The sequence below is a fragment of the Adhaeribacter rhizoryzae genome (assembly GCF_008629685.1).
GTDB lineage: Bacteria > Bacteroidota > Bacteroidia > Cytophagales > Hymenobacteraceae > Adhaeribacter > Adhaeribacter rhizoryzae.
Genome location: NZ_VWSF01000025.1, coordinates 51879 through 64626, shown reverse-complemented (window position 1 = coordinate 64626; position 12748 = coordinate 51879). Strand labels below are relative to the sequence as shown.

The 12748-nt window shown below is 44.1% G+C and carries 7 protein-coding genes; 5 read left to right on the top strand and 2 right to left on the bottom strand.

The annotated features are described in order from the left end of the window. Nucleotides 1-30: 30 nt before the first annotated feature. Complete coding sequence (locus F0145_RS22205; protein WP_150092124.1) at nt 31-3183, bottom strand: SusC/RagA family TonB-linked outer membrane protein; 3153 nt, start codon at nt 3181-3183, stop codon at nt 31-33. 676 nt (nt 3184-3859) lie between these two features. After that, a complete protein-coding gene (locus F0145_RS22200) occupies nt 3860-4192 on the bottom strand; it encodes a hypothetical protein (RefSeq protein WP_150092122.1) in 333 nt (110 codons plus the stop codon). Between the two features lie 349 nt (nt 4193-4541). On the opposite strand from F0145_RS22200, the gene F0145_RS22195 reads away from it, so the two are divergent. The 5 genes from F0145_RS22195 (at nt 4542) to F0145_RS22175 (ending at nt 12333) form a co-directional block, all read left to right on the top strand. Next, a complete protein-coding gene (locus tag F0145_RS22195; RefSeq protein WP_150092121.1) occupies nt 4542-4937 on the top strand; it encodes a response regulator in 396 nt (131 codons plus the stop codon). Between the two features lie 294 nt (nt 4938-5231). Then, nucleotides 5232-6791, top strand: coding sequence for a GAF domain-containing protein (locus F0145_RS22190; protein ID WP_150092119.1), 1560 nt, complete (start codon nt 5232-5234; stop codon nt 6789-6791). Nucleotides 6792-6820: 29 nt separating this feature from the next. After that, nucleotides 6821-10927, top strand: a complete 4107-nt coding sequence (locus tag F0145_RS22185) for a chemotaxis protein CheB (protein ID WP_150092117.1) — start codon at nt 6821-6823, stop codon at nt 10925-10927. A 51-nt stretch (nt 10928-10978) separates the two neighbouring features. Continuing rightward, nucleotides 10979-11278: an antibiotic biosynthesis monooxygenase family protein gene (locus tag F0145_RS22180; RefSeq protein ID WP_150092115.1), complete on the top strand. Its 300-nt coding sequence runs from the start codon at nt 10979-10981 to the stop codon at nt 11276-11278. Nucleotides 11279-11472: 194 nt separating this feature from the next. Continuing rightward, nucleotides 11473-12333: an MBL fold metallo-hydrolase gene (locus F0145_RS22175; RefSeq protein WP_150092113.1), complete on the top strand. Its 861-nt coding sequence runs from the start codon at nt 11473-11475 to the stop codon at nt 12331-12333. The last annotated feature ends 415 nt before the right edge of the window (nt 12334-12748 follow it).

The window sequence follows — 12748 nt, the reverse complement described above, 5'->3', positions numbered from 1 at the left end:
AAAAATCTGTAAACTATCCGCTGAACGGGCTTAGAATTTAATATCGAGGCTCACGCCCATGCTGCGGCTGTTGGGTAACTGCCCGTAAGTAAAGCCCTGGGCATTGCCGCCTTGTGAATCTACTTCGGGGTCGATGTGCGGATTATTTCGGAACAGGATAGCCAGGTTACGGCCTACCAACGATACCCGCGCCGATTGCGCTTTGATGCGGTTGGTTAGGAAAGCCGGGAGCTGGTAGCCTAAGCTTACTTCGCGCAATTTCACGTAACTGGCATCAATTATAGCGGCTTCGTGGTAAGTACGGGGGTTGTTGTAGCCGTAGAATAATTTGGCATCGGCAATTACATCGTTCGGCACGTATTCGGGCGCATCGGCAGTACCAATATTTTTCACGCCCTTGCCAATTACGCCTTCTTCGCGGCCAACCGCGGTTTCTTCGTACTGACCAGTCCAGCGGGCGGTGCCGGTTCCTTCGTCGTAAATATCGCCGCCTTTCCGAACATCAATCAAAGCACTCAGGGTAATACCTTTATAGGTAAAGGCGTTCGAGAAACCACCAATCCAATCGGGTTGAATATTACCCAATACGGTTTGCCCCGGCGCTAAACTTGGCGTACCCAATACTTTGTCGTAAATAATCTGGCCATCGGGCGAGCGCAGGAAAGCATTGCCGTAGAAAGTACCGTAGGCCTGCCCTACCCGGGCTTCCGAAGAAAGACCGCGGGTGGTGTACAAGGTGTAAGTGGTTAAACCTTCGGCCAGTTCTACTACCATGCTGCGGTTGCGGGCATAGTTTAAACTTACTTCCCACTGGAAACCATTCGCTAATTGTAAAGGCGTACCGCTCAGCATTACCTCTACCCCTTTGTTCGTTACTTCCCCGGCGTTTAGGAACCGGCGGTTATAACCGGTAGCTTTCGATATTTCTACGCCCAGAATCTGGTCTTTGGTGCTCTTGGTGTAATAAGTCGCATCTAAACCAATCCGGCCGCCCAGGAATCTTACATCAGCGCCAAACTCAGTACCAGTAGTTATTTCGGGTTTTAAGTTGGCGTTGTTAATGTCTGTGCTTTCGCCAAAGGCCGGTAAGGAACCGTTCCAGGGCGTTTTGGATTCGTATAACTGGTACAACTGATACGGATCGGCATCGTTACCTACTTGGGCCCAACTCGCTCTTAACTTCGCGAACGATAAAATATTGCTGTTCATCTCCATCAAATCCGTTACCACCGCACTTAAAGAAACCGACGGGTAGAAGAAGGAATTATTGCTGGTAGGCAAGGTACTGGACCAATCGTTGCGGCCGGTTACATCCAAAAACAAGGCGTTGCGGAAACCAAACTGCGCCGCACCAAACAAACTTTGCACGTTAAATTCTTCGATAGCACTTTCGTTGGTGTTGGGCACGGCGTTGTTGTTAAGCGTATACAACCGATCGATTACCAACTGGGCCACCGAAGTATAGTTGCGCTTGTAATAATTATTGCGGTAAATGCCTCCGGCCTGGCCGTTAAACGAGAAATCGGGTCCGAAATCTTTCTTGTAAGTCAGCATAATATCGTGGTTGGTTTCGGAGTTGCGCAGCACTTCTTCGTTGTAAGCGCCGTACAGGCGGTTGCCGTTCGAAACCCGTTCCCAGTTGGTAACATTAATGCGGGTATCGGTCCAGAAATCTGTGCCGCTTCTTAGCATCAAACTCAGGTTGCTGTTAATATCGTAACTAAGCGCCATACTACCCCGCAGCCGGTCTTTGTCGTTGGCGTTGGGCATATAATCTTGCTGGTAAAAAGGGTTGCTAAAGAAGGTGTGCTGCCAGTTGGGCGGCAAATCGTCGCCGGGCCGCTGAATGTGCACACCGGTATAATCGCGCCAGTTTTTCAGCTGATCCCAGGAAACCGACCGGTGCGACCAAATAAATTGCTGCCCCGACTGGTAAGACCGGTTATCGGAACCAGATTTAATATACTCGGCGCTAACAGTAGCTTTTAACTCGGGCGTTAGGTTATAAGCCGAGCTCAGGTTAATGTTGTTCCGCTGAAAATCGTTGTTGTACATAATACCGGTTTGGTCGAGGCGGCCCAAAGACAAGCGGAAGCTGCCTTTATCGTTACCGCCGGTGAGGGCCACGGAATTCACAAAGGTTTGGCCGGTCTCCCAATATTCTTCCCAGTTATTTGGTTGCGGCGTTAAAGGTGCTACGCCGGTTCCGGTCCACCATTGGCGCACCAAACGGCCGTCCATGGGTGCACCCCAGCTTTCATCGGTTCCTTCGGTACCACTCAGCGGCGCATTTGGTCCGTAAGCGGCGCGGTATTGCTCAATTTCGAGCGGGTCGGTAATAGAGCCGCTCCGGCCGTTGTTGTACCAGGTGCGGTAACCGTTACCGCCGCCGTAAATATCCTGGAAATCAGGTTTAACCGAAGGCCGCTCGGTGGTTATGCTGGAGCTAACTTCTACCCCAATGCCTTTAACCCCGACTCCGTTTTTAGTAGTAATTAAAATAACCCCGTTGGCTGCCCGCGAACCGTATAATGCTGCCGCATTTGGCCCTTTAAGCACCGACATAGAGGCAATATTTTCGGGGTTTACTTCGGAAATGCCCCCGCCATACCGGTTGTTGTTTGCTTGTTGAATGGGTACCCCGTCGATTACAACTAAAGGTTGGTTATTCCGGCTCACGGAGCCCATTCCGCGGATTACAATATTAGAGCTGCTGCCGGGTCCGCCGTTAGAACTTACCTGCACCCCGGCAACCCGGCCCGATAAGCTGTTAACCACGTTAGAGGATTTTACCTGGGCTAATTTTTCACCGCTCACCTCCTGAATGGTATAACCCAAAGCTTTTTTCTCTCTTTCAATACCAAAGGCGGTAATTACGACTTCGCCGAGTTGTTTGGCATCCATCGCCATTTCCACGTTCAGGGTGGTTTTGTTACCCAACGCTACTTCCTGGGTGGCGTAACCAATAAAAGAGAAAACCAGGGTACTGTTGGTGGGCGCTTCCAGTGCAAAAGCACCTTCCAAATCGGAAGCTGTGCCGGTATTGGTGCCTTTTACCAAAACCGTAACCCCGGGCAAAGCACCGCCGCCAGCTTCGGTTACCTTGCCGGTAATTTTTGAATTTTGCGCCATTGCCTGCGATATGCATAACATGACAAGGAACAGGGATAGAATTCTTTTCATAAAGTCACTTTTAAGTTCCAGAACTGTTTAGAATAAGGTGAGCAGAGGCAACAGTTCTATAAACCCCGGCAGTGGTTAATAATGTTTGTTTGGATTGTTTGTTAGTTTGATTTTATTAAATATTTATTAACTATTATTCTACATAGTTAGAATATTTTAATTTAAAAGGCAATTTTATTGAAATATTTACAATTTAGACAAAGAGTTGTAAATCTTGTAAGTTGTTTTTGGAAGGGAATAGATTATAAAGCAATAATTTTTTGAATTTTTCTAATATTAAATTATTAAGCAAACTTTTAAATATTTATAAAAGGCATTTTAATATTAAGCCACAAAGCAATAAACATTCATTATTTACACATATACGCCAAAATATTTTAAGGCATATATAAATAATTACTATACTATTATAAGTAATCAGTTTTAATTTTAACCGTAGCAAATTAAATCAAATATTGACCTTTAATAATATACACGCATAAATCAACAGCAAAATAAAGCGCCGTGTATAAAGAAAGGCCACTACCTTCCGGAAACTATTTCCTTAGAAAGTAATGGCCTTTTTAAATTAATGAAGCTAACCCTTATACCAGACAACTAAGCTGCCGCGAAGAAGCCCGATTATAATAGCGGAAGTAATATTTATTAAAACTTAGAACCAGTTTAATAATCGGTTCTACTTATTGCTTATCCGGATAAAGCCGCGATCGTAAATTCTTTTGCCGCTAACCGCATCAAAAACATACCAGATATCGGCTACATGGGTGGGGGTTGTATAAGTGGTTACAAATTCTTCCGCTCCATTTATAGTTTTATAATCCGTAACCATCTCGTACCCATCGGCTAATGCTTGCTGGTGGGCTTCTTCCTCATCATCAAACTGGTCGAGGTAGTTGTTGTAAACCTGGTGGTAAGTATCGGTTATTGTTTCGTATAAACGCTGTGCCGCCGATGAATCAAAATCCATAAAACCTTCGGGGTCTCTGGTCCATTTACCTTGTAGTTCCATAAGCGCTAATTTACCAGATGATTCTTTAATTAATCTGGCTAATGTGGGTAAAACCCAGATTCTTTATTCCAAAGCAGGCTTGTTTACTTAAAAACCTGCTTTTTAACTTTTCTAAATAATAAAATTTTGCTTTAACCGAATAAGGTTCTGTCGTTTCTGTGCGTTTGCAAAACCAAATAAACTCCTGATTTACAGCATATTTGAACGTTAAACCCAGCCTATTCCCCTTTAATTTCTCTTTCGACTAAACTTCCGGATTAAAAACTTGTTTACCAGCAGCCCCGGGCATTCGTTAGATTTACCTTAAATAATAAATATTTTTTACCTTTAGGGCTCAAAAGTAGCGCCAATGAATAAGCCATTGCCTCATATTTTATTAGTTGATGATAACCGGACTACTATTAGTCTGAATAAATTATTAATTGCCAAAGTAGATAATGCTGCCGAGTTGCATACTGCCCCCGATGGCAAAGCAGCCCTGGAGCTTTTACAGGAATTTGTCCGGACCAATACCCGGTTTCCGGATGTTATTCTGGTAGATCTTAAAATGCCTGTAATGGATGGGATAGAGTTTTACCGGATTTACAAACAAACTTTTGACCCTGATTTGGTGGCGCACACGAAAGTGGTAATGCTGACAACCTCTTTGGCACCCTCCGATTTTAAGCAGGCAAAAGATGAGGGGATAGAATTTTTCCTGAATAAACCCTTAACTACGGCAAAACTAAAAGAAATCTTAGTATAAATATTGCCACTTTCCGTTTACACTATTTAAAATAAGCGCTTATTAAATAGGCTCTAGGTAATTTAACCTGGGTCGCTGCTTATTTTTAAATACCCCCAAGAACACCAGCAAAAACGGAAGTTTGTAATTTTACCTGCTTCTGCTTTTTGCGCCAGGCTTTTTAATTACCTATGCCGGGTTCCGAAGCAAAAATATTATTTGAGTGCCAATTAATAACTGCCTTGCGCGTTATCCCGTTATTGAATTATTTTAATTTATAAAACAACCGCAGGCCTAATCCTGTTTCTTAACCAAATGAGAAATCTGAATACCAACCCGATTAATATTGCTATTGATAAAAATTATGATTCTGATTTTTGCGGGTCCATTCCCCTCAATTTGGTTAATTTAATTCAGCCCCACGGCCTGTTGCTGGTGCTGGATAAAGCAGAATTACAAATTGTGCAAGCCAGCGAGAACCTGAAGGAGTTGTTTTCGCTGCCCGTGGATGATTTTTTAGAGCAACCATTGTCAGCTTATCTGCCGGCCAGTCAGTTCAGCGATATTCAGGAAAAAATTATCCGGCAAAACAGCCAGGATAAAATTCCTTTCAGCCTCACTTTTACGGCAAATGCCAAAACGGTTTTTTTTACAGCCCTGGTGCACCCCAAAGACGAATATATTTTAGTTGAATTAGAAGAAAATGCACCAGCAACCTCCGATAATTCTTTTATTGGACTTTACCAGCAAATAAAATATATTACCTCTTTGCTTAAACAGGCTGATTCTACGGTTGCGGCGGCCCATATTACGGTAAACGAAATTAAGCGAATAACTAATTTCGATAAGGTAATGGTTTACCAGTTCGACCCGCAGTGGAACGGTATTGTAATTGCCCAGGCCAAAGAAGATGACATGGACGATTACATGGGACTGCGCTTTCCGGCCTCGGATGTACCCAAACAAGCCCGCGATTTATATTTCCGCAATCCTTACCGCTTAATTCCTACCCGCTCGTACCAGCCGGTGGGCCTTATTCCGGTTATTAATCCGTTAACCATGCGGTTTACCGATTTATCGGATTGTAATTTACGGAGTGTGGCCACCGTGCATTTAGAATATTTGCGCAACATGCAAATTATGGCGTCTATGTCGCTGCCCATTATTTTCGACGATAAATTGTGGGGGCTCATTTCGTGCCACCATAAAACACCGCTAAACCTGAGCTATGAACTGCGGTCTTCGCTGGAGTTGCTTTCGGGCATTGTATCGGCGCAGCTGGCTGCAAAAGAAAAAGAAAACGCCATGACCTTGCGGGTGCAGTTGCAAGAGATTTACGCCAATTTACTGGAGCAAATATACAACCAGCCAAGTTTTACCGAAGGCCTGCTTACAGGCGAAACCAATTTGCTGGCTTTGTTAAACCTCGCTGGCGTTGCCGTAGTTTACGATGGCGCTACCATTGTATTGGGCCAAACCCCCAACGAGCAGGAAATAAAAGAATTAATTTACTGGCTGCGCCGCCACGAATTAAATAAGTTATACGTTACCAATGCTTTGCCCGCCGAGTATGCCCGCAGCCAGGAATATAAAGAAATTGCCAGCGGCCTGCTGGCCATAGCCATTAATCCGGAACAAGGCGAATATATTCTGGGTTTCCGGCCCGAAGTGCTGCAAACCATAGAATGGGGTGGTAATCCCAACCAGGCCATTCAAATGGAACCCGACGGTAAATCTTACCATCCGCGTAATTCATTTGCTACTTACCAGGAAACCGTAAAGCAAACTTCCCTGCCCTGGGCATTCGAAGAAATAGAAGTAGCCCATGCTTTGCGCAGCGCGGTGCTGGAAAAAATTATTAAAGAAAATTATTAGATAGTAACTTTAGGAGTAGCCTGCTAAAAATGCCTTTGCCTAACGATATTCAGCATACCTCAGCCAACCCAGCGCCCCTTAAAGCAAAAGCCGATCATTACCTGATCGGGATTGGCGCTTCGGCCGGTGGCCTGGAAGCTATTCATACCCTCTTCGATCATTTTCCGAGCAATTCGAGTTTTTCGTTTGTTATTGTGCAGCATTTATCGCCGGACCATAAAAGCCTGATGGCCGAATTATTGTCGAAGCATACGCGCATGCAGGTGCAGGAAGCCGAAGACAACATGCCTACCCGGCCTAATTGCATTTACGTGCTGCCCAGCGGCAAACAGCTTACCTTAAAAAAAGGCCGCTTGCGGTTAGTAGAAAAACAGCGCAGCCGCGAACCAAACTTTGCCATCGATATATTTTTTGAGTCGCTGGCCAAAGACCGGGGGCGCTCGGCTATTGGCATTATTTTATCGGGTACGGGTACCGATGGCACTAAAGGCAGCCTGGCCATTAAAACGGCTGGCGGCATGGTTGTGGTACAAGATCCGCATACGGCAAAATTCGATGGCATGCCCCGGAGCGCGATAGAAGCCGGCTCCGCCGATTTTATTCTGGCCCCCGACTTAATGGCGCACGAAATTCTGGAGTACGCCCGGCAAATACCGCTGGTAAAATCTTTGGTAGAAATGCCGGAAGAACAAAGAAAGCAACAGGTACTGCACGAAATATTAGATTTAATTTGCACCCATACCAAAACCGATTTTAAAGATTACAAAGAAGCTACTGTTTACCGCCGCATCAACAAACGGATGGGTGAGGTAGAAGTAAAAACCCTGGAAGAGTACCTCCAGTATTTGCACGTAAATCCGGCCGAAATAAAAAAATTATGCCAGGAAATTTTAATTGGCGTAACCAAATTTTTCCGCGATCCCGAAGCCTTCGAAATTCTGAAAAATGATATCCTGCCCCGGATTATTGCCTCCAAAACCACCGAAGAATCTATAAAAGTTTGGGTTACAGCTTGCAGCACCGGCGAAGAAGCTTATTCGTTGGCCATGCTGTTTCAGGAATGTTGTGCTGAAGCCAGCCGCGAGTCGCAGGTAAAAATATTTGCCACTGATATTGACCAGCGGGCCTTGGACAAAGCCTCTAAAGGTATTTATTCGTCTTCGATTGAAAAAGATGTATCGGCGGAAAGGCTGGAGAAGTTCTTTTACCCCAAAGGCAATAAATATGTAATTAATGCCGAGGTGCGCAAAATGGTGGTTTTTGCCAAACACGATTTGCAGAAAGATCCGCCCTACAGCAAGCTCGATTTAATTTCGTGCCGCAATATGCTTATTTATTTAAACCCGGCGCTGCAAAACAAGGTAATGGCTACTTTTCCGTACGCCCTTAATTTAAACGGCTATTTGTTTCTGGGCCCAAGTGAGCAGCTCGGCGATATAAAAATGCTGTTTTACGAAGAAAACCGGAAATGGCGAATTTACCGGAAAATAAAAGAAAGTACCCGGCCTCAGCCCAATTATGGTTATGGCAATTACAACCCAACGTTTGGAGTAAGCAACGGTTTGCCGGTTAAAAATACGCAGATTTCGCAGTTCAACGACTTCTTTATGGATGCCGTGGCCGAAACCTATAAAATAACCGCCTTGTATGTTGATGAAAATTATCAGTTGCTACACGGCATTGGCGATATTGAGCGGTTTCTTAAATTTCCGAACAAGCGTTTACAGTTTAACCTGCTCAAAGTAGTACCCAAAGAACTCGCCGTAATATTAAGTGTTGATATACGGAAAGTTTTGCAACACCACCAAGAAGTTGAAAGCCGACAGGTGGTTATAAAATTAAACGAGAAAAACCAACTGGTGCAAATAACCATTAAACCGGTTGATGCAGGTAAAAACCAGCCGCGGGTAATCCTGATTTTATTGCAGGAAATTATTCAAAGTATTACCCCTTTTGTGCTGAGCGAAACCCTGCAAATGCCCGAAACCGATTTTTACCGCCAGCTTACCGCCCTGGAACTGGAGCTAAAAGATGCCCACGAAAGTTTGCACCTGACCGTTCAGGATTTAAGCACGGCCAACGAAGAATTACAATCGGTAAACGAAGAACTCATGTCTTCGAACGAGGAGTTGCAAAGCTCCAACGAAGAAATGCAATCGTTAAACGAAGAGCTGCACACCGTAAACTCCGAACACCAGTTAAAAATAAAAGAGCTGCAGGAATTAAACGAAGATCTGGATAATTATATCCGCAGCTCAAATATTGCCCAGCTTTACCTCGACCACGACCTGGTAATCCGGAAATTTACGCCTTCGGTTAAAGAAATAATTAATATTATCGAAAGCGATTTAGGCCGCCCTATTCACCATTTATCGCATAACCTGCAGTATGCAGATTTTCTGGAAAATATTAAGCACGTTAACCGGTATTCGCTGGAGTTAGAACAGGAAGTAGAAACCACTACGGGCAAATATTTTTTAATAAAAATTATTCCGTACTTAAAACAAGACGGCAACAAAGACGGCGTGGTGGTAAGCTTTGTAGATGTAACCACTCTCACTACGCTAAGCAACGTGGTACAAGGTGTTTTAAACAGCTCGTTCAATAATATTATGGCCCTGAGCGCCATCCGGAACGAGCAAAATAAGATTATTGATTTTAACTGGATATTATTAAACAAAAAAGCCGAGGAATTAATAGGTAAACCGCAAGCGCAGTTGCTTAACAGCAGCGCCCTGACCGAGCTGCCTTTCTTAAAAAAATCCGGGCTTTTCCGGAAGTTTGTAGATGTGGTAGAAACCGGCAAACACCTGCTTACCGAACAACACCTGGAAGTAAACGACCGCAAAGACTGGTTCGAAATATCGGGGGCTAAAGTTGGCGATGGCTTAACCGTAACCATGGCCGAAATAACCCAGAAAAAGTTAAGCGAAGAAAAAATATTACTGGCCTACGAAGAGTTGAAAAAAGCCGAAGGCGAATTAATAAAATTAAATAATAAATTAGAAGAACGGGTAGCCGAACGTACCCAGCAGCTTACGGCCAGCGAAGAACGTTTCCGGTTGGTATCTATGGCTACCAACGATGTGGTTTGGGACTGGGATTTGGTTTCGAACGAAATTTGGTGGAGCGAAACCATTGAGGCCATGTTGGGTTACCCGGCCAGCCAGATGGAAGAAGGCATTGACGGCTGGTTCAATAAAGTGCATCCGGAAGATAAAGACAGTATAAAAAAAGGCATTAACCAGGCTATTAACCGCGGCAAAGACCAGTGGATGGACGAATACCGCATTATGAAAGCCGATGGCACCTACGCTTATGTTTTTAACCGGGCCTATATTTTACACAATGAGTACAAAATTCCGTACCGGGTTTTAGGCTCGTTTATTGATTTAACCGATTTAAAACAGGCGCAGCAAAAACTGCAAAACACCAACGAACACCTGGTGCGGGTTATCGAAGACCTGGATATGTTCGTGTACACCGCTTCCCACGACTTAAAATCGCCGATGGCCAACGTAGAAGGGCTGGTTTTGCTTTTAGAAGAAGAAATAAATTCGTCGGAAGAGATTACGGAAGAAAGCACCCGGCCTATTTTTACGATGATTAAAGAATCAATTAATAGCTTTAAAACCGTAATAAACGACTTAACCGATATTGCCAAAGTACAGCGCGACGTAGACGGAGAAGCCGAGCTGGTTAATTTAAACGAAATTCTGGAACAAGTGCGGGGCAATATTCAGGACTTAATTGCCGGCGTACCCGTACAGTTTAACATTAATTTTGGCGTAACCCAGCTAAACTTCTCGCGCAAAAACTTATACAGCATTTTCTATAACTTAATCAGCAATGCGGTAAAATACCGGTCCTCGGAACGCGATCCCGAAATAACCCTGAGCACCGAACGGCAAGGCCCCTATTTGGTATTATCGGTAGCCGACAACGGTTTAGGTTTAAGCCAAGAAAATGTATCTAAATTATTCGCCCTTTTCAGGCGTTTTCACTCGCACGTAAGCGGCACCGGCATGGGCCTTTACATTGTAAAACGCATGATGGATAATGCCGGCGGCAAAATTGACGTACAAAGCGAAGAAGGCCAGGGTACTACCTTTATCTTATATTTTTTAGAAAGTTAATAAACCGCCCAGGCCGGTTTAGTTAACATTATTTTATTTTAATTATTAGCTATGTTTATTTCCCTGAGTTCTTTTACAGTAGCCAACGATATGGGCGAAGAAGTTAAAACCGCTTTTATTAACCGCCCGCACCTGGTAGATGAAGCGCCTGGCTTTGTACGAATGGAAGTTTTTACGGCCCAGGAAAACCCCAACGAATTCTGGCTTATGAGCTATTGGGAAGATGAAGCGAGCTTTAACGTTTGGTACGAAAGCCACAAATACCACGATTCGCACAACGGCATTCCCAAAGGCGTAAAACTGGTTCCCAAGAGTGTTTGGGTTAAATATTTTAACCGCGTAAGTGTGTAAATATTGCTGAGAATAAAACTTATAATATTGCCGCTAACTTTAAATAATCATTTTCTGAACTGAGCTAAATTCAGTTTACTTAAAATAAACAGATTCTTAAAAAATATTCTCAAATACAAAAAGTAGCCTTACATAAAGTGTAACACCAAGTCAGGAAAGCCGGTATAATTATCCATTCACCTAATAGTTTTCTTATGGATACTAATATGCATCAGAGCGCGGATAATAAATTTATTCCCATGACTTCGGTAAGCAGCGGAACCGGCCACGAAGTAAGGCCTGATGTATATTATTACACAAACCAGATTGTAAATCTGGTGCTGGTTGGAAATCCGTCGGGCGGCGATTGGGTGTTGGTAGATGCGGGCATGCCTAAATCAGCTTCGGAAATAAAAGAAGTATGCCGCGGCCGTTTTGGCGAGAACAGCAAACCCGCGGCTATCGTACTCACGCACGGCCATTTCGATCATGTGGGTAGTTTGGTAAGTTTACTCGAAGAATGGCCGGTACCGGTTTTTGCCCATCCGCTGGAGTTTCCGTTCTTAACCGGTCAGCAGGCTTACCCCGAGCCCGACGTAACCGTACAAGGTGGCTTATTAGCTAAAATATCATCGATTTACCCCAACGAACCCATTAATATTGCACCGGCTTTACAACCTTTACCCGAAGATGGCAGCGTACCTTTTATGCCCGGCTGGCGTTGGGTGCATACGCCCGGCCACTCCCCGGGCCAGGTAGCTTTCTTCCGCGACCACGACCGTACGTTGCTTTCCGCCGACGCTTTTATAACGGTTAAGCAAGATTCGCTTTATAAAGTGCTGGTGCAGAAAGAAGAAGTTTGCGGTCCACCAGTTTATTTAACTACGAATTGGCCGGCTGCTTACGACTCGGTTAAGAAATTAGAAGCTTTGCAGCCGCAAATGGTTGTACCCGGCCATGGCACTTTTATGCAAGGCGAGGCTTTAAGTCAGGGTTTGCGCAAGCTGGTGCAGGATTTTGAGCAAGTGGCCGTTCCGGATTATGGCAAATTTGTAAACAACACCAACCAACATTAAGGCGCTCCGCCTTGTTGCATTGGCTTGAAAATTACCGCGTATATTATCGGCTCTATAATTATAAATATATTCCTAAAACATAATTCCTTTCTGTTAAGAATTAAATCTCTGTGCCGATTATTTTGGCAAAGTAGAAGCGTATTATCAAAATTTAACTGAAAAAGCTATTAAAATTAAGTTGCTTGTTAATACAGGTACTTACTTTTATAAGCCTGAAAATCATCCATTTCAAATAATTAACCGCGTTTAAATTAAATTGCTTTCTACTCTTAAAGCAATACGCGGCTGCAACATACCAAAATACAATCCTACATTAAGCGTTTACTTATTGCTGGCTTAGCCCTTAAGGTACACGCAAATTGGCCGAAAGATGAGGCAAATCATTTGGCCGGTTGACTAACGTCATGCTATAATT

Excerpts from the sequence above, each read along its gene's own strand:
- F0145_RS22205 (WP_150092124.1), bottom strand. The coding sequence starts at position 3,183 with ATGAAAAGAATTCTATCCCTGTTCCTTGTCATGTTATGCATATCGCAG.
- F0145_RS22200 (WP_150092122.1), bottom strand. The coding sequence starts at position 4,192 with ATGGAACTACAAGGTAAATGGACCAGAGACCCCGAAGGTTTTATGGAT.
- F0145_RS22195 (WP_150092121.1), top strand. The coding sequence starts at position 4,542 with ATGAATAAGCCATTGCCTCATATTTTATTAGTTGATGATAACCGGACT.
- F0145_RS22190 (WP_150092119.1), top strand. The coding sequence starts at position 5,232 with ATGAGAAATCTGAATACCAACCCGATTAATATTGCTATTGATAAAAAT.
- F0145_RS22185 (WP_150092117.1), top strand. The coding sequence starts at position 6,821 with ATGCCTTTGCCTAACGATATTCAGCATACCTCAGCCAACCCAGCGCCC.
- F0145_RS22180 (WP_150092115.1), top strand. The coding sequence starts at position 10,979 with ATGTTTATTTCCCTGAGTTCTTTTACAGTAGCCAACGATATGGGCGAA.
- F0145_RS22175 (WP_150092113.1), top strand. The coding sequence starts at position 11,473 with ATGGATACTAATATGCATCAGAGCGCGGATAATAAATTTATTCCCATG.